Origin of the sequence: Kutzneria viridogrisea DSM 43870 (assembly GCF_000525635.1) — a bacterium.
Lineage (GTDB): Bacteria > Actinomycetota > Actinomycetes > Mycobacteriales > Pseudonocardiaceae > Kutzneria > Kutzneria viridogrisea.
In genome coordinates, this window is the sequence record NZ_CP007155.1 from 5,100,570 (window position 1) to 5,116,723 (window position 16,154).

At 71.3% G+C, this 16,154-nt stretch carries 21 protein-coding genes and 1 pseudogene; 9 read left to right on the forward strand and 13 right to left on the reverse strand.

Features of this window, described 5'->3' with window-relative positions; all coding sequences use genetic code 11:
- Positions 1-2: 2 nt before the first annotated feature.
- Together KALB_RS22465 and KALB_RS22470 are read right to left on the reverse strand one after the other, a co-directional pair.
- On the reverse strand, positions 3-410 hold the full coding sequence (locus KALB_RS22465; RefSeq protein WP_148309575.1) for an ImmA/IrrE family metallo-endopeptidase: 408 nt from the start codon (positions 408-410) through the stop codon (positions 3-5).
- Complete coding sequence (locus KALB_RS22470; RefSeq protein WP_025357967.1) at positions 386-994, reverse strand: helix-turn-helix domain-containing protein; 609 nt, start codon at positions 992-994, stop codon at positions 386-388. Before KALB_RS22470 ends, KALB_RS22465 begins: the two co-directional genes overlap by 25 nt.
- Positions 995-1,118: 124 nt before the next feature.
- On the opposite strand from KALB_RS22470, the gene KALB_RS22475 reads away from it, so the two are divergent.
- Positions 1,119-1,394, forward strand: coding sequence for a hypothetical protein (locus tag KALB_RS22475; RefSeq protein WP_148309576.1), 276 nt, complete (start codon positions 1,119-1,121; stop codon positions 1,392-1,394).
- A 96-nt stretch (positions 1,395-1,490) separates the two neighbouring features.
- Here KALB_RS22475 and KALB_RS22480 read toward each other — a convergent pair whose 3' ends face one another.
- Genes KALB_RS22480 through KALB_RS44860 form a run of 3 tightly spaced genes read right to left on the reverse strand, consistent with a single transcriptional unit; the run spans position 1,491 to position 2,502 of the window.
- Positions 1,491-1,760, reverse strand: a complete 270-nt coding sequence (locus KALB_RS22480) for a DUF3040 domain-containing protein (RefSeq protein ID WP_030109344.1) — start codon at positions 1,758-1,760, stop codon at positions 1,491-1,493.
- The gene (locus tag KALB_RS22485; protein WP_025357970.1) at positions 1,754-2,176 is read right to left on the reverse strand and encodes a VOC family protein; all 423 of its coding nucleotides are present in this window, start codon (positions 2,174-2,176) and stop codon (positions 1,754-1,756) included. Before KALB_RS22485 ends, KALB_RS22480 begins: the two co-directional genes overlap by 7 nt.
- 38 nt (positions 2,177-2,214) lie before the next feature.
- The gene (locus KALB_RS44860; RefSeq protein ID WP_025357971.1) at positions 2,215-2,502 is read right to left on the reverse strand and encodes a hypothetical protein; all 288 of its coding nucleotides are present in this window, start codon (positions 2,500-2,502) and stop codon (positions 2,215-2,217) included.
- Positions 2,503-2,701: 199 nt separating this feature from the next.
- Here KALB_RS44860 and KALB_RS22495 point away from each other — a divergent pair, with 199 nt between their 5' ends.
- Both KALB_RS22495 and KALB_RS46700 read left to right on the forward strand, forming a co-directional pair.
- Positions 2,702-3,778, forward strand: a complete 1,077-nt coding sequence (locus KALB_RS22495; RefSeq protein WP_236650376.1) for a glycosyltransferase family 4 protein — start codon at positions 2,702-2,704, stop codon at positions 3,776-3,778.
- A 67-nt stretch (positions 3,779-3,845) separates the two neighbouring features.
- Positions 3,846-5,096, forward strand: a complete 1,251-nt coding sequence (locus KALB_RS46700; protein ID WP_025357973.1) for a serine/threonine-protein kinase — start codon at positions 3,846-3,848, stop codon at positions 5,094-5,096.
- A gap of 5 nt (positions 5,097-5,101) precedes the next feature.
- Here KALB_RS46700 and KALB_RS22505 read toward each other — a convergent pair whose 3' ends face one another.
- The 3 genes from KALB_RS22505 to KALB_RS22515 form a co-directional block, all read right to left on the reverse strand.
- Positions 5,102-5,764, reverse strand: coding sequence for an HAD family hydrolase (locus tag KALB_RS22505; RefSeq protein ID WP_025357974.1), 663 nt, complete (start codon positions 5,762-5,764; stop codon positions 5,102-5,104).
- Positions 5,765-5,785: 21 nt separating this feature from the next.
- On the reverse strand, positions 5,786-5,947 hold the full coding sequence (locus KALB_RS48265) for a hypothetical protein (RefSeq protein WP_035971228.1): 162 nt from the start codon (positions 5,945-5,947) through the stop codon (positions 5,786-5,788).
- A gap of 73 nt (positions 5,948-6,020) precedes the next feature.
- The gene (locus KALB_RS22515; RefSeq protein WP_148309578.1) at positions 6,021-7,073 is read right to left on the reverse strand and encodes a glycosyltransferase; all 1,053 of its coding nucleotides are present in this window, start codon (positions 7,071-7,073) and stop codon (positions 6,021-6,023) included.
- 207 nt (positions 7,074-7,280) lie between these two features.
- Here KALB_RS22515 and KALB_RS22520 point away from each other — a divergent pair, with 207 nt between their 5' ends.
- The 3 genes from KALB_RS22520 (at position 7,281) to KALB_RS22530 (ending at position 8,952) form a co-directional block, all read left to right on the forward strand.
- A complete protein-coding gene (locus KALB_RS22520; protein WP_025357976.1) occupies positions 7,281-7,829 on the forward strand; it encodes a hypothetical protein in 549 nt (182 codons plus the stop codon).
- Entirely contained in the window at positions 7,826-8,155 is a 330-nt protein-coding gene (locus KALB_RS44105) for a hypothetical protein (RefSeq protein ID WP_025357977.1), read from the forward strand. The genes KALB_RS22520 and KALB_RS44105 overlap by 4 nt, the downstream gene beginning before the upstream one ends.
- Positions 8,156-8,484: 329 nt before the next feature.
- A complete protein-coding gene (locus KALB_RS22530; RefSeq protein WP_025357978.1) occupies positions 8,485-8,952 on the forward strand; it encodes a hypothetical protein in 468 nt (155 codons plus the stop codon).
- 40 nt (positions 8,953-8,992) lie between these two features.
- Here KALB_RS22530 and KALB_RS22535 read toward each other — a convergent pair whose 3' ends face one another.
- Genes KALB_RS22535 through KALB_RS22545 form a run of 3 tightly spaced genes read right to left on the reverse strand, consistent with a single transcriptional unit; the run spans position 8,993 to position 11,426 of the window.
- A complete protein-coding gene (locus KALB_RS22535) occupies positions 8,993-10,141 on the reverse strand; it encodes an alpha/beta hydrolase (protein ID WP_201771799.1) in 1,149 nt (382 codons plus the stop codon).
- Positions 10,142-10,186: 45 nt separating this feature from the next.
- Positions 10,187-10,792, reverse strand: coding sequence for a flavodoxin family protein (locus tag KALB_RS22540; protein ID WP_025357980.1), 606 nt, complete (start codon positions 10,790-10,792; stop codon positions 10,187-10,189).
- Positions 10,793-10,826: 34 nt separating this feature from the next.
- Positions 10,827-11,426: a mechanosensitive ion channel family protein gene (locus KALB_RS22545; protein WP_025357981.1), complete on the reverse strand. Its 600-nt coding sequence runs from the start codon at positions 11,424-11,426 to the stop codon at positions 10,827-10,829.
- Positions 11,427-11,499: 73 nt separating this feature from the next.
- Between KALB_RS22545 and KALB_RS22550 the strand changes: the two genes are divergently transcribed.
- From KALB_RS22550 to KALB_RS49890, 3 genes and pseudogenes are all read left to right on the forward strand, one after another.
- On the forward strand, positions 11,500-12,060 hold the full coding sequence (locus tag KALB_RS22550) for a hemerythrin domain-containing protein (protein ID WP_025357982.1): 561 nt from the start codon (positions 11,500-11,502) through the stop codon (positions 12,058-12,060).
- A pseudogene (locus KALB_RS49885) lies at positions 12,060-12,410 on the forward strand (family 1 encapsulin nanocompartment shell protein); the annotation flags it as partial. The gene KALB_RS22550 and the pseudogene KALB_RS49885, both read left to right, overlap by 1 nt.
- 100 nt (positions 12,411-12,510) lie before the next feature.
- Entirely contained in the window at positions 12,511-12,861 is a 351-nt protein-coding gene (locus KALB_RS49890; protein ID WP_268872210.1) for a family 1 encapsulin nanocompartment shell protein, read from the forward strand.
- Between the two features lie 359 nt (positions 12,862-13,220).
- Here KALB_RS49890 and KALB_RS22560 read toward each other — a convergent pair whose 3' ends face one another.
- A complete protein-coding gene (locus KALB_RS22560; protein WP_025357983.1) occupies positions 13,221-15,164 on the reverse strand; it encodes a YhgE/Pip family protein in 1,944 nt (647 codons plus the stop codon).
- Positions 15,161-15,826 carry an ATP-binding cassette domain-containing protein gene (locus tag KALB_RS22565; protein WP_025357984.1) on the reverse strand — a complete coding sequence of 222 codons (666 nt, stop codon included), beginning with the start codon at positions 15,824-15,826 and terminating at the stop codon, positions 15,161-15,163. Before KALB_RS22565 ends, KALB_RS22560 begins: the two co-directional genes overlap by 4 nt.
- Positions 15,827-16,154: the final 328 nt, after the last annotated feature.

Sequence of the window (16,154 nt, forward strand, 5' to 3'; positions counted from 1 at the left end):
GTTCACCACCCCGGCTCACGGGAGTGCTCCGGCCCCAGCAGCTCCGCGAGCACCGCGTCCGCGAACTCCTCGGCCTCGCGCTCCTGCGGGTCGGTGAAACCGCTGCGGCTGAAGGAAATCCAGTCATGTCCCAGCACGACGTGCGCCAGTTCGTGCACCAGGACGTGCAGCCGGTGGTACCAGCGCGGTGAGTCGGCGCAGACCACCAGGTAGCTGCCGTCGGCCAGGGCGGTGGTCACCCCGCTGAGCCGGGTGTCGGCCATCGGCACGAACCGCACCTCCAGTGGGGCGCCCAGCCGGTCGCGCATGACCTGGCACACCCGCAGGGCGATGGCGCGGTGCGAGGTGCCCGGCCGCACGTCCAGGTCGGCGAGTAGGTCCGCGATCACTCGGGAGCGCCGAAGTCCCACCGCTCGCCCTCCTTCGTCCGCAGCGCCTCGGTCACCGCGCGGATCGCCGCCGAGCGGGTCTTCGGGGTCAGGTGCGGGGCCCGTTCGGCGAGCCGGGTGGCGAACTCGATGACCCCCAGTTCCCGCAGCGCCGCCAGCTCGCCCTGGTCGACTTCCAGTTCCTCGTCGAAGAAGTAGGCGGGCGGCACGCCGAAGTACTCGGCCAGCCCGAGGATGTGCCGGAGCCGGGGGTTGTCGCTGACCCCGGTGAGCAGCTCCCGAATGTAGCTGCCGGAGATCGACCCGATCGCCTCGGCCACGTCCTCCGGAGAACCCTCGAACAGGCTCCGCAGCGCCGCCGGGCGCCAGCCGGGCCGTTCGCCGGGCCGCAGCTCGCGGCGGCCGCCCACAAAACACGCCGGGTGCACGCCCAGCGCCCCGGCCAGGTCCTCGATGGTCCTGCGGGTCGGGTTGTCCTTGCGCCCCCTGCGCAGCTGGGCGATGTAGCCGTGGCCGATCTCCCCGCCCCTGCGGTTGACCTCGGCGGCGAGGGCGACGTTGGTCCAGTCCCCGCACAGCTCGTCGAGGACCTCAGCGAAGCTCACCGAGGGATTGTACTGCTGTGAGACAGCGCTTCCACAACAGTTGACTCGGTGCTAGCGTCGATTGCACTGCTGTGAGAACAGGTGGCCACACGAGTACAAGGAGCACCGATGCGAGGTGGTCTGCATGCCCGGCCGACACCACCGGTGGCACCAGCTGGCGGGCACCCCGGACCTGTCGAACCGGCGGCTCGTGCTGGCCGTGGCGGCCTCCACCGTCGTCCCCCTGCTCGCCGCGGTGTGCACCTTCGTGGCCGAGGAAGGAGGTGGCGACCCGGCGGTCACGACCAGCCCGCCTGCGGCCTCCCGTTCCGAACGCCCTGGTGGCGACTGCACCTCGAGGGGCCCCTTGCGGTGTCCGCGGCCCTCTCCGCCCTCGCCCTCGCCGGGGTTGTCGCCGTGATGACGGCCGACCTGCCCTCAGGTCAGGTGCCGGTGCCCAGCCCGAGTGCCGCGCCCTCCACCGCGGTCACGTCACCGGGAAGGCGGTGATCGAGGATCAGGACGCCTTGATCCACTCGCAGACCGCACGCCAGCAGTACAGGCCGAAGCCCGCCACGGCGATCCCGAAGCCCGCGAAACCCAAGGTGGCGCTGCCGGTGATGATGCCCAGCACCAGCATGCACACCCCGCACACCCCGGACACGAGGATCAGCCAGCGGTACCTGTGCAGCACGCCGCGGCGCAGGGCCGAGGCCAGTTTGGGGTCCTCCTCCGTGAGCGCCTGCTCGATGGCCTCCAACTGCCTGCGTTCGTACTGGCTCAGCATGAGGGGTTCTCCACTTCTCGCGCCGGGTCGGGATCGCGGTGCAGCACGCAGAACTCGTTGCCCTCCGGGTCGGCCAGGACCGTCCACGGCTCCTCCCCGCTCTGACCCACCGCCACCCGTCGCGCCCCCAGTGCGATCACCCGGCGCACCTCCGCCGCGGGGTCGGCCCCTCCCGGGTCCAGGTCGATGTGCAGCCGGTTCTTGGCGGTCTTCGGCGCCCCGTCCGCGATCTGCTCGAACAGCAGCGTGTCGCGATGGCCGCGCTCGGTGCCGGAAGGACCGATCTCCACGTAACGGGTGCCATCGGAGTTGATGCCGGAGTCGGTGACCCGCAGCGCCAGCACAGCGGACCAGAACTCGGCCAGTGTCTCGGGGTGTGCACAGTCGATCGTGACAGCGGCGATGGTCGTGGCCATGTTGCTGGGTTACCGCCTCCGGAGCAGGTCAAACCACCTCAACGGTCGCTGCGCGGGTCCTCGGCCACCGAGTCCTCCGCCACCTCGGCCCAACGCCCGTCCCGCACGGCCTGACCGGGCAGCTCCTCGGGTTCCTCCTCGGCCAGCCGCTGGTCCAGGGTCTCGCCCTCGGCCTGCTCGCGGGCGGTCATGCCGTACCTGTCGGCCTCCGCCCAGCGCTCGGGCGGTTCCACCCCACGCTCCAGCGGGTCCACGCCCAACCGGTCCTCGTCCAGTTCCTCGGCCGGGGTCTCCAGGTACGGCTGCTCCATCCGCGGATCGCTCATCGCTGCCCCTTCCCGCCCGCGGCCGCCCGTTCGGGCAGCCGGGGCCTGCCGCACCAGTTCGCGTGCACCGAACCCCTCGCTGGACACGCCGTACCTGATGCTCACCACGTACCCACGGGTACCGCTCGGAGCCAGGCCGAAACATGCGGAGTTTCGCGGCGCCCCGGCAGGGCACCCGTCAGGAGTGATCAGGGTGGCGATGGTCCAGGGGTGCACCGACGCGCGTCGCGACGGGGTGGCCGACTACTGCCGCCAGCTGGCCTGGGCGCTGCGCGAGCAGGCGGTGGACGTGGTCCAGTTCGAGCACGACACCGCTCGCGCCACCACGCGGGCGGTCCGCGCGATGCGGGCCGACGTGGTGCACGTGCAGTGGGCGCCCGCGGCATACGGCTTCAGCGGGCGGGTAGGCCTGTTACCGCTGCACCTGCACCAGCGGCCGCGGATCGTGACGACCTTGCACGAGTACGGCGGCCAGCAGTGGCCCGCGTGGGTGCCGCCCCGCCTGTGGGATGCGTTGGAGCGCCTGAACTTGTGGGACCGCGAGACGGGGCGCCTGGTGCCCGCCAGCGACGTGGTGGTGGTGACGAACCAAGCGCACGCCGAGTTGCTGCGCTCGCGGTCGCGCACGACGTGCCGGGTGATCCCGTTGGCCCCCACCGTGTCCGAGGCCGGGGACGTGCCGGGTGCCGCGCGGCCAGGACCGCCGACCGCCGTGTTCTTCGGCTTCGTCCACCCGGGCAAGGGCACCCGCCGCCTGCTGGAGGCCCTGCCGCTGGCGCGCCGGGACCTGCGCCTGCGGGTGGTCGGCGGCTTCACCTCGCTGGCCATGCCCGAGCGGGCGGCCAGGGAACACCTGCGCGGGCTGACCCGGTTGGCCGAGGACCTGGGTGTCGCCGACCGGGTGCAGTTCACCGGGTACCTGCCCGCGGCCGAGGTGTCCCGGCTGCTGCACGGGGCGGACCTTGCCGTGCTGCCGCTGGCTCACGGGGTCACCACGAGGAGCGGGGCCCTGCTGTCGGTGCTCGCCCACGGGCTGCCCACCCTGGTCACCGCCGCGGACCCGCCCGATCCGGAACTGGTGGACGGCAGCACCGTGTCGGTGATCCCGGTGCGAGGCGACGCGGCGGCCATCGCGTGCACGATCAACGGGGTTCTCGCGGACGACCGGTTGCGCGCGCGGCTTTCGGCGGGCGGGCGCGAGGTGGCGGCCCGGCACAGCTGGCAGCGGGTCGCGCGGTCGCATGTCGAGCTGTACGAGCAGATCCTGCGAAGGTGAGCCGGGCGCACATCGGCACTCGGCAGCCACGATCGGTTAGTCGCGATGTCGCCGGGTACCCGGGGCCATGGGCGAGGACGAGCTATGGCTGTCCGGTCGCTACCGGCTTACCCGGGTGCTGGGCAGCGGCGGCATGGGCCGGGTCTGGCACGCCTGGGACGAGTTGCTGGCCCGCGAGGTCGCGGTCAAGGAGCTGACCGTTCCGCACGCGGAGCGAGCGCTACGCGAAGCCAGGGCGGCGGCCAGGATCAGCCATCCGAACGTGGTGACGGTCTTCGACGTGGTCGAGGAGGACCACCGGCTGTGGATCGTCATGCAGCTGGTGCAGGCGCGCAGCCTGGCACAGGTGGTGGCCGCCGACGGCCCGCTGGACGCCGAGCGGGCGGCCGCGATCGGGCTGGACGTGCTCCACGGCCTGCGCGCGGTACACGAACAGGGTGTGCTGCACCGTGACGTCAAGCCGGGCAACGTGCTGATCGACGGCACCGGTTCGGCCTGCCTGACCGACTTCGGCATCGCCACGTTCGAGGGGGACAACTCGCTGGCGGCCTCGGGGACGATCGTGGGCGCCCCCTCCTACATCGCGCCGGAGCGGGTTCGGGCGCACTCCACCGAACCGGCCTCCGACCTGTGGTCGCTGGGCGCCACGCTGTACTTCGCGCTGGAGGGCCGCGCCCCGTTCGACCGCAGCGACCCGCTGAGCACGATGACCGCGGTGCTGGTGGACGAGCCCACCCCGCCTCGGCACTCGACCCCGCTGACCCCGCTGGTGCTGGCGATGCTGGGCAAGGACCCCGCGCGGCGCCCCGACGAGGACCAGGTCGAGACCGAGTTACGGGCCGTCGCGGGGATGAGCACGGCCACGGTTCAGCTGTCCAGGGCCAGATCCCGGCGCGCACCTGCCGCGCTGATGGGTGTGGCCTCGATGGCGGTGGCTTTGGTGGCGGGCCTGGTTGTGCTGTCACACCAACCCCCGGCGCCGGGCCCGGTGCCGCAGCAGCAGGGCGACCACCCCGCGGCGACCAGCGTGGCCCCCTCCGAGGTCGAAGCGCCCAAGCCCGCGGTGGTCAACCAGCCCCCGGTCGTGCAGCCCCCGGCGAGCACGACGACCACCACGACTGCGACGACTCGCCGATCCAGTCGTGACACCGCATCGACGAGCACGTCCACGACCAGGAGCACCCCCAGCACGACAACTTCTTCCGTTGTGCCGGAAACGACTTCGAGCCCCAAGCCGTCGAGCAGCACCAGCACCGACCCCGCCACCACGCCTGAGGTCACACCTGACCTCACAACCACAACTACCGTGACGCCGTAGCGCCGTCAGTACAAAGTGGCCAGCGGCAGGCGGTCCAGGTCGGCGCGCAGCGCGGCGAGGTCGTCGTAGACGCGCACGGCCCCGGCCCCGGACAACTCGTCGGCGCTGAACCCGCCCGTGTGCACGCCGATACTGGGAATGCCCAGCCGCTGGGCCGCCCGGCAGTCCCACACCGAGTCGCCCACGGCCACGGCACGATCGCCGTCGACCCTGCGGGCGGCGACCTCGACCAGATCGGGAGCCGGTTTGGTCCGCGCCACATCGGCGGAGGAGGTCCAGGCGTCGGCGATCTCCCTGGCCCCCAACAGGTCCACGTAGTGCTCCACGTGCTCGGGCTTGCCGGAACTGGCCAGCACGAGCCGGTAGCCGCGGCGCTTGACCTCCACGAGCAGGTCGGCGGCGCCCTCCAGCGGGGCGATCTCCGCCAGCATCGGGGCGAACAGCTCGCCCCACAGCGCGCGGACCCGTTCCCCGTGCTCGGCCTCGACCTGCTCCCCCGCCACGGCGGCCACCAGCAGGTCACCGCCCATACCGATGGCGCGGTGCACCCGCCACGCGGGCACTGTCACGCCGCACGCGCGGAACGCCCGCACCCAGGACAGCGCGTGGTGGTAGTTGGTGTCCACCAGCGTGCCGTCCACGTCCGTCACGACCACGTCCCCGGTCATCGGGAATCGCCTCTCACCACATCAGCGCTTGCCAAGCACATCGCGCTTGACCCAGCCGACGACCGCGGTCACGACGAACAGCACGGCACCGACCACCAGCAGCCAGACCATGCCCTTCACCAACGCGCCCACGACCGCGCACACCAGCCAGACGACCAGCAGCAACACGACCAAACCGAGCACAGCACACCTCCACCTCGAAACCGCTTACCGGACAAGGGGATTCCCGAACCACCCCGTGCGCAAACCAGGACGGTCAGGTGTGTGCCAACTCCTGCGTGGGGGCCGGTGCCGCGCGGCAGCGGGCGTAGACCCGCGCGGTGTCGGCGGCCACCCGGTCCCAGGAGTAACGGACCACCGCCCGGTCGCGCCCGGCGGTGCCGTACGCCTCGCGCAGCGCCGGGTCGGCGAGCAGCCCGCGCAGCACGTGCAGCAGCTCGGCGGGTTTGCGCGGCGGCACGTGCACACCGGTGACCCCGTGCACCACCGTGTCCACCAGCCCGCCGACCGGGGTGGCGACCACCGGCACTCCGCAGCCCATCGCCTCCAGCGCCAGCAGGCCGAAGGACTCCCGCCACGGGGTGCACAGCACGAGGTCGGCCGAACGCACGAGCTCGGGCACCCGTTCGTGCGGCACCCAGTCGAGCAGGCAGACCCGGTCGGCCACGCCGTAGTGACGCGCGCAGCGCCGCAGCCGGGACACCTCGGCGTTGCCCGAACTGGGTCCACCGACGATCACCAGCTCGGTGTCGGCCAGGCCGCGCAGCGCGCTGATCACCAGGTCGAAACCCTTGTGCGGCACCAGCCTTCCCGCGGCCAGCAGCCGGTGCGCCTGCCCCACCGGTGCCCTCGGGCCTTCCAGGGCGAACCGCTGCACGTCCACCCCGTAGGGGACGACACTGGTGTGCCTGCGCGGCACGCCCATGTCGACCAGCCGCTGCGCCTGCGCGGTGCTGGTGGCCAGCACCCGGGTGGCGTGCCTGCCCACCAGCCGCTCCAGCGTGGCGCGATCGCGCGGACCGGACCGGTCCAGCACCCCCAAGCCGTGGAAGGTCTGCACCACGGGAACCCGCGTGCCCTCGGCGGCGAGCACGGCGGCCAGCCCGGTCGTCCAGTGGTGGGCGTGCACCACCTCGGGACGCTGGTGCCGCAGGAGTCGCGCCAGCTCGGTGGTGAACCCGCTCAGGTCCTCGCCGGGGGTCCAGCGATGCGAGCACACCCGGTGCCCCCGCCTGTCCAGCGCGGCGGTCAGGTCCGCGACCTGCTCGTCCTGTTCGGTCCCGCGCTCGGACACCATGATGACCTTCACCAGCGACACCTCCTCTGCGCTGAAGGCTTTCCCCTGTTGAGCGGCGCAAAACCCACCTGTGGTGGCGACTACGCCTGGTCACAGCGGTACCTACGCGTCTTGGAGCAGCGGTACCTGCGCCAACTGCGCCAAGTGCACACGAACGTGTTTCGCCCTGGCCCGACCGGGCACTCCGCCGCCGTCAGGCCAGGCAGAGAGGAGGAGGCCATGTCGACCACGAGCATCGTGATCGTGGTTGTGCTGGTCGTCATCGTGCTGGTGCTGGTCGCGCTGCTGGCGAGGGCCTACCTGCGCGGCAGACGGCTCAGGCAGCGGTTCGGCCCCGAGTACGACCGGGTGGTGCGGGAGAAGGGCGACCGGCGCGAGGCCGAGCGGGAGCTGGGCGAGCGCGAAAGCAGGCACAAGCGGCTGGAGGTTCGTCCACTGTCGGAGGACCACAGGCAGGCGTACCTGCGGGACTGGTCCTGGGCGCAGGAGCAGTTCGTGGACGACCCGTCCGGCGCGGTGCGCCGTGCCGACCAACTGATCATCATGGTGATGGCCGAACGCGGCTACCCCACCGAGGGCTTCGAGCAGCAGGCAGTCGACCTGTCCGTGCGGCATGGACAGGTCCTTGGCCACTATCGGACAGCGCACGGCATCGCCAGCCGCGGCGACGGGCGCACGCCGTCTACGGAGGAGCTTCGCGAGGCGATGGTGCACTACCGGGTGCTCGTCGAGGACCTGATCGGCCAGCCCAATCAGGAACGGAGGTGACCGCGGTGGAGGTCGACCACATCGCGCAGCGGTGGCACGAGGTCAAGGCAACTTTCGTCGACGACCCGACGCTGGCGGTGCGTGAGGCCGACCAGCTGGTGGAGGACCTGCTCAGGGCGTGGAACGAACGCAAGCGCAGGCTCAGCGACCGGCTCACCACCGGGAGCGAACCGCAGACCGAGCAACTGCGGCAGGTGCTGCGCGACTACCAGCGCATGGTCGACGCCCTGCTGCCGGTCGAGGAGGAGGAACCGAGGACCGCTCACCAGCACAATCGTTCCCGGGACGAATTCTCCGCGACGGACACGGTAGATCCATTGGACTGAACTGTCCGTGTTCTCAATCACTGCGACCTCGCGCGGCGCGGCTGACAACTCCAGACGAAGGCGGACAACAGCGACGAACACCGACAGCTCGGGATGATCCGCCCAGTCCCAGGCGCTGCGCCGGGAGCACTGAGCCCGCACGGACCAGCGCAACCGCGCTCGCCCTCCCGGCGCAAGAGGATTCGGTACCCAGGACTACCGACGTTGAGCCCTGCTCACACCCGCACACCCGGTCAGACGATGGCGGTGCCGCTCAGCCGGCTTGCACGATGATCAAACCGGCAACCGCCGGTAATCGGGCAAGAACGAGGACCGGGGTGGTACTCCAGATGAACTTCCTCACGCGCCTGGCCGTAGCAGGTGCCGCAGGCGCGGCACTCGGCACGCTCCTGATCGCACCGGCGCAGGCCGCACACCTGCCCAGTGCGGCGACCGCGGCCGCGCACAACGCGCCCAAGTTCGCCGACGACACCTACTACTTCCAGCGCGGCAGCTACCTGGAGGTGAACAAGGCCTACTCGAACAGCCACGGCACGCTGGTCTTCCAGTCCGACGGCAACCTGGTGGTCTACAACGAGTACGGCAGAGCCCTGTGGAACGCGGGCACCTACCACCGCGGCAAGACCGCCGTGTTCCAGGGCGACGGCAACTTCGTGGTCTACGACGGCTTCGGCACCGCCGTCTGGGACGCGGGCACGACTGGCCGCGGAAACACCCTGGTGTTCCAGACCGATGGCAACCTGGTGATCTACGACTTGGCCAACCAGGCGGCCTGGAACAGCAGGACGGGTCACTGACCGAGAGGTCGGTGGAGGCGGTGGGGCCGCGCGCCCGGCCTCACCGCCGCAGGCCCGGCACGCTGTCCAGGAACTCGCCCATGGTCGCGCGGGCCAGCTGGCTGGCGTAGGTGCCCCAGCGGAAGTCGAAGATGTGGTCCGCGTACGGGATGCCCACCAGCGTGTGCGGCACGCCGCTGCTGGTCAGCACCCGGTCCAGCTTCAGCGACTGCTCGTAGCGCACCACCACGTCGTGCGTGCCCGCGGCGAGGTAGGTGGGCGGGGAGGTTGGGCTCACGAAGGTCATCGGCTTGACCAGCGGCTCCGCGTTCGGGTCTCCCCCGGTGTAGGCCAGCGAGTCGCCGGCGTTCTCGGTCAGCGAGCCGGACAGGTCGGTGGGGTCGGTGCCCGGGTACAGCGCCAGCACGGCCCGCACCGAGGTGTCCCGCGCGGGACAACTCGGCGGTAACCGGTCGTCCCCGGCCGAGTAGGCCGCCACCAGCGCGAGGTTGCCGCCCGCTGACCCACCGGCCAGCACGAGCCGGTTCGGGTCCACGTGCAGCCGCTCGGCGTTGGACCGCACCCAGCCCACGGCACATTTGACGTCGCCGGGGGCCTGCCGCCAGCGAGCGGGCGGGGTGAGCCGGTAGTCGATGGAGAACACGGCGAACCCGCGCTGGTTGAGCCACTGGTACCACTTGGCGGCCTCGCCGCGCTGGCCGGTGGCGAATCCCCCGCCGTGCACCCACACCACCGCCGGGTGCGAGCCCTCCCCCTGTGGCTGCCACACGTCCAGTCGCAGCTGCTGACCGTCCACAGTGGCGTAGGTGGTGCTGCGCCGGGAATCCGGGAAGGTCTCGTTGTCCTTGACGGCGGAGTAGTCCCACGGCGAGATCGTCACGCCGCGGCTCTCCGCAGCCCCTAGCACCGCGGCGATCGGTACGACCGCCAGCACCACGCAGATCGCGCTGGCCAGACCCGAGCCGACAGCGCTGTGCCGTGCCCCGTGCCTGCCGGCCAGCACCGCGAGCAGCACGCCGAAGACCGCGGCCAGGACCAGGTAGGGCCCGTACGGGTTGATCAGCAACGAGACGAGCAGCCAGGGCTGCCACGGCACCAGCGGCAGCACGTACACCAGCACCGCCACGCTCAGCAGGACCGCCCACAACACGGTGACCACGAGCAGGACTCGACGAACGACAATCCGCACGTGATCAACCTACCCACAGGTGGACGCGGTCAACCGCAGGACAGCTCAAGCGGGGTAGGGCGCGTCCCGGAGCAGGTTGGCCAGGTGCACCGCGTTGCTGGCCAGGGTCTTGGTGGTCGAGGCCACCGAGTCCGGTGCGCCGTCCAGGTCCTTGTAGTCGGTACTGCCCATCGCCTCGCCGACCCAGTAGGTGGCCCCACCGGCCGGGATGGTGAACCCGCAGTCGTTGAGCGCCTGGAACAGGTCCGCGCTGACCTTGTGCGCCCCGTCCTCGTTGCCCACGATCGCCACCGTCGCCACCTTGCCGTAGGTCAGCGGCTTGCCGTTCTCGTCGGTCTCCGACAGCTCCGCGTCCAGCCGCTCCAGCGCGCGCTGCGCCACACTGCTGGGGTGGCCGAGCCAGATCGGGGTCGCCAGCAGCAGGATGTCCGCGCCCAGGACGCGCCGCCGCACCTCCGGCCACGCGTCACCCGAGCCCATGTCCGCCTGCACACCGGGTTTCACGTCCAGATCGACCAGCCGGATCGCCTCGCCGCGCACCCCGTGTCCGTCCAGTTCGGACAGCACCTGCTCGGCGAGCACGTGGCTGCTCGACACGGCCGGGGAGGGGGTGAGCGTGCATACCAGTGCCAACGCCTTGAGTGTGGTCATGCGGCACGGTTACCCAGGGCGCGGCCGCCCACACTCACTCCGGTTCCAAGCCCACGGTGACGCCCGCGGCGAGCACCCCGGCGTTGGGCAGCAACAGGGTGCCGTTCTCGGCGGCGAGGGTGACGTAGGTCAGGCCCAGCGCGCGGACCCGGCCGGTGAAGGGGCCGTTGAGCGCACCGGAGCGGACCTCGATGGTGTCGCCGATGCGGAACGGCCGCACGAGCAGGATCATCATGCCCGCGAATACGTTGCCGAGGGTCTGCTGGGCGGCGATGCCGAGGATGACACCGGTGACGGCGCCACCGACGACCAGTTGTTGCAGGGGAACGGCGATCAGGCTGAGCACCGTCAGCACCACCACGCAGTACCCGGTGGCGGTCAGCACTGTGCTCAACACAGAACCTGCGGCCCCAAACCCCTTGCCACGCAAGCGGGTCGCCACCTCGGTGGCGGCCGAGCGGGTGGCCGCGATGCCGCCGATGGCGAACAGCGCGGTGCCGCCCAGCGACAACCCCTTGGTCAGCAGCTTGTCCTCGAGCACGGTGTTGGCCACCACCACCCCGGCGACGGCAACGAGCAGCCAGCACACCAGTCGCAGCGGCAACTTCGCCTTCAGGTCCTCCGTTCTGGTCATGCTGCTGGCCTACCACCAGTTCGCGGAGGACAAACGCGCTGCGCCCCGATCGGCGAGGGCCTACCTTCGTCCCATGGCGGACATCACGAGCCTGATCCTGGACGACCACGACAGATTCCGGCGTGAGTTCGCGCGCATGGACGACGTGGTGGACAACGAGGAACTGGGGCGGATCTGGCGCGCGCTGGGTGATCTGCTCGACGTGCACGCGGCTGCCGAGGAAGCGATCTTCTACCCGCAGCGGATGCGGCGCGGGTCCGAGGCCGAGGACGAGACGCTGGACGCGGTCGGCGACCACAACGACATCCGGGACGGGGTGCACGACGCGGCGCTGCACCCGGTGGGCAGCACGGCGTGGCGCGCGGCGGTGCACCGGGCGCGCATGGCCAACAGCGAGCACATGGCCGAGGAGGAGGACGGGGCGCTGGCGGACTTCCGCAGGCACGCCGATCCAGGACTGCGTGAGGAACTGGGCCGCAGGTTCCTGGAGTTCAAACAGGAACACGCGGGTACCCGGGGTCTGGACGTCAGCGACGTCGACCCCGAGCAGTACGTCGAGCAGCTCGCGCGGGCGCGGAAGCGAGACCCGGAACCGGACCCGTCCCTGCGCATCGGCGGCTTGAAGGAGCGGTGATGGACCACCTGACACGCGAACTCGCGCCGATCTCCACCACCGGGTGGCAGCGGATCGACGAGGAGGTCCGCGAGCGGCTCACCGTGCACCTGGCCGCGCGGCGGGTGGTGGACGTGGCCGGACCGCACGGCTGGCAGCACTCGGCGACCAACCTCGGCCGGGTGCGGTCGATCGGCACCGGCGGTGACGCCGTGCTTCGCCAACGACAGGTGCTGCCGCTGGTGGAGGTCCGCGTGCCGTTCACGATCGACCGCCAGGTGCTGGAGGACGCCGACCGCGGAGCCGAGGACCTGGAGTTCGACGACCTGGACCGGGCCGCCAGGCAGGCCGCGCTGATCGAGAACCAGGCGGTGTTCCACGGCAGCGCGGAGGCCGGGATCTCCGGCATCGCCGACCGGTCACCGCACGGCCCCCGCCCGGCCGGGGGCGGAGGCCGGGAGCTATCCGGGTGTGGTCGCCCGGGCGGTGGACACCCTGCGGCAGGCGGGCATGAAGGGCCCATACGCCCTGGCCATCGGCCCGGAGGGCTACACCCGGATCGTGGAGAGCACCGAACACGGCGGCCTGCTGGTGCTGGACCACCTGCGCCGCATCTTGGACGGCGGCAAGGTTGTGCGCGCGTTGGGCGTGCGCGGCGCGGTGGTGGCCAGCCTCAGTGGGGACAACTTCGTGCTGGAGCTGGGCCAGGACCTCTCGGTCGGCTACAGCCACCACGACCGCGAGTCGGTGTCGCTGTACGTGGAGGAGAGCTTCAGCTTCCGCGTCACCGAACCGGACGCCGCTGTGGTGCTGACCGACTAATGGCGCGTCGCACATTGTTGACCTGGTATCCGGTCCAGGCCGAGGCTGACACTGCCCGCGGCGGCGGGCGTTGCTGGGTGGTCACCGGCGAGACACGGTCAAGGTTCCGAGGCGAGCGGCTAGCGCCGGTCCGCACCTCACCGGAACCGGGCAAGGCTCGGCTGCGCTACCCTCAGCACAACCCGGTCCAGCAGCGTGGCCGGGAGCACCAGCGCTCCGCCGTGCTCCCCGTGTGAGTAATCCTCACCAGCTCCCCGGACAGGAAGATCCCGATACCGTCCAGGTTCCCGGCGGCCCGCTGCCGGTGTGCCCGCGTGGTCGGCGGGCCCTGAGGACACCGGCTGGCGGGCCGCCACCCCTCACAGCTCCACGTCGGGGTGCAGCCGAGCCGGTGTCCACATGCGTTGGCGCCGCACGGTGAGCGAGGTCAGGCCGAGGAACAGCACGAGGACACCGGCCAGCACGAGGAAGTCGCGCACCAGGTTGGCGGTCAGCCCGCCGGAGGTGGTGATGCGCAGCCCGTCGATCAGGTAGGTCATGGGCAGCACCGGGTTGAGCACCTGGAACAGCCCCGGCGTGGTGGGCATCGGGTACAACCCGCCGGAGGAGGTGAGTTGCAGGATCAGCAGCACCAGCGAGAGCACGTCACCGGGAGCGCCCAGGGTGGTGCGCAGGAAGTGGTCCACGGCAACGAAAGTGGCGGCACCGAGCGCGAGCAGGGCGACGGTCAGCACCGGGTTCACCGGATCCAGGCCCAGGCCGAGGTCCACCACGGTGAACAGCAGCAGCGCCCCGGCGACGCCGAGCACGGCTGCGGGCAGCCAGCCCGCGACGGCCACGGTCAGCGGGCTGATCCGGCTGGCGAGGGCGCGCGGGTTCACCGGGCGCAGCAACAGGTAGGCGAACAACCCGAACACCCACAGCGCGATGCCGAAGAAGAACGGGGCGAACCCGCGCCCGTACACCCCAGCGGGGTTCAGGTTGTCGCGGTAGATGCGCACCGGCGTGCCCAGCACCTCGGCGGCGTGCGAGACCTCGTCCGGGCTGGTTGCGGGGATCTGCCTGAGCCCGTCGTCGACGGTGCCCGCGATCTCCGCGGCCCCGCTGTGCGCCTGGTCGGCGGCCGACTTCAGGCTCTGCGCCCCCTGGTCGGCGGCATCGGTGGCCTGCGACAGGGTGGCCGCTCCCCCGCTGACGTCCCGTGCGCCCGCGTCGATCAACCGGACCGGGGCGGTGGCGGCGAGCACGCCCTGGCGCGCGTCGCCGACGTTGGCCTGCAACTGCCTGGCCTCGCTCAGGACTTGCTGGGCGTTCGCGTCGGCGGCAGCCGCCTGCCCGTCGATCTGCCCTGCCACGGCGTCCACCTGCTCGGCGTCGTGCACCGCCCGCTGGTAGACGGGGTTGCCACGCAGTTGCGGGGCTGCGTCCCCGAGCTGGTTGAGATCGGTGACGGCCCGTGCCGTGCCCTGTTTGACCTGGCTCGTCCCGGTGTGCAGCGCCGAAAGTCCCTGTGCCGTCAGGTTCGCCGCCGTGACGAGGGTGGCCGCCGCGCCGGGCAGCTTGTCGGCCACGGCGGTCGCCGCCTTGCTGACGGCGTTGTCCAGGGTGCTGGTGGCCTGGCTGATCTGCCGTGCGCCCTCGGCCAGTTGGGCCGTGCCCGACCGCAGCGCGGAGGTCCCGGAACTCAGCGCCCGCGTGCCCTGCTGGGCCGTGGCCGTGGCGTCGACCAGCCGGTGCGCCCCGTCCGAGGCCACGCCGAGCTTGTCGCGGACCTGGGACAGCTCACCGTAGATCGCCCGCACGTAGGCGGCGTGCGCCGCGGAGTTGACCTGGTCCTGCAACTCGGGCTGCACGGCCTCGCTCATCACCCCGATGACGTAGTTGTTGGCGTCGTTGAGCTGGATCGTGATGGAGGCCTGCTCGGGTTGGGTGTTGGCGGCGGTGGCGAGCTTGCCGCTGAGGTCCTCGGGCACGGTGATCGTGAAGTAGTAGCGGCCGTGCTCCAGCCCGTCGCGCGCTTCGTGGTCGTCCACGAAGTGCCAGTCGAAGGTGCCCGCGACCTTGAGCTGCTGCACGAACTGGTTGCCCGCGTCCACGCGCTGCCCCTGCTTGCTGTGCGCCACCCGGTCGTGGTTGACCACGGCGACCGGGATCTGCTTGAGCTTACCGTACGGGTCCCAGTTGGCCCACAGGTACATCGCCCCGTACAGCAACGGGATCAGGCACAGCGCCACCGGCACGAGCCGACGCAGCGGGCCGCGGAACCGGCGCAGTTCCAGCAGCGCCAACCTGATCGCGGTCACCGCCGAACCTCCAGCCGGTCGACACTGCGCCTCGGCAGCTCGACCAGCACCGGCTCACCACCGGGACCGGGCGGATCGCAGCACCCGGCAAGCACCGTGCACCCGTTGTGCCGCAAGCGGTCCAGCGCCTGCCAGACCTCGGTGACCTGCTCACGTGGACAGTCCCGGTCCACGTCGTCGATCACCAGCGCGCGGGGCCGCTCGGCCAGGGCCAGCGCCACGGCGAACAAGGTCGCCGTCCACGGCGGCAGGTCCTCGACCAGGTCGCGGCCGGGTGCTCGCACGCCAACGAGGTCCATCGCCTCGTGCACCCGCGCCGGGGTGACCTCCCGGCCGGTCCAGCAACGCTCCCGGACCAGTTCGTCTACGCGCAGGCGTTCCTCCAGTGCCACGGCCGGTTCCGCGCGGGCCACGCCAACCAGTTCCCGCACCGCGCGTTCGTCACCCGGGAGCCGGTGCTTCCCCACCGCGATCGCGCCCGCCGCCAGCCGCATGCGCCCGGACAGTGCCAACAACAGCGAGGTCCGCCCCGACCCACCAGGTCCGTGCACGGCGAGCAGGCCACCGGCAGGCAGGTCCAGGTCCACTCCGTCGAACACCGAGCCCCGTGATCCGGCCACGGCCAGTCCCCGCGCGTGCAGCGCCACTCCCGTCACCCGCATTACTGAACGGTAACCGGGCTGACCGCGCCCCGCGCGCCGTCCAGGTGCTTGGCCCGCCGGGCCCGGGTTGACCTGGTGGACTGCGGTTCGAAGTACGAGCTACTGATACGCGAGGCGGGCGCGCGGGACTCTCGGCGCACAGAACGTGAACGGGGGCAGCACGGTGACCGGGGTCGAGGACAGACGAGCGGGCTTGCTCTCGCGGCCGGGAACCGGGCCGCCCGAGCGGACCCCCGGTGGCCCACAGCGAGGACCTGGCCTCCGCGACGCTGGGCATCCGGTCCCTGGTGTCCACCGCACTGCCGCCGGACTCGATCAACCCCTGACA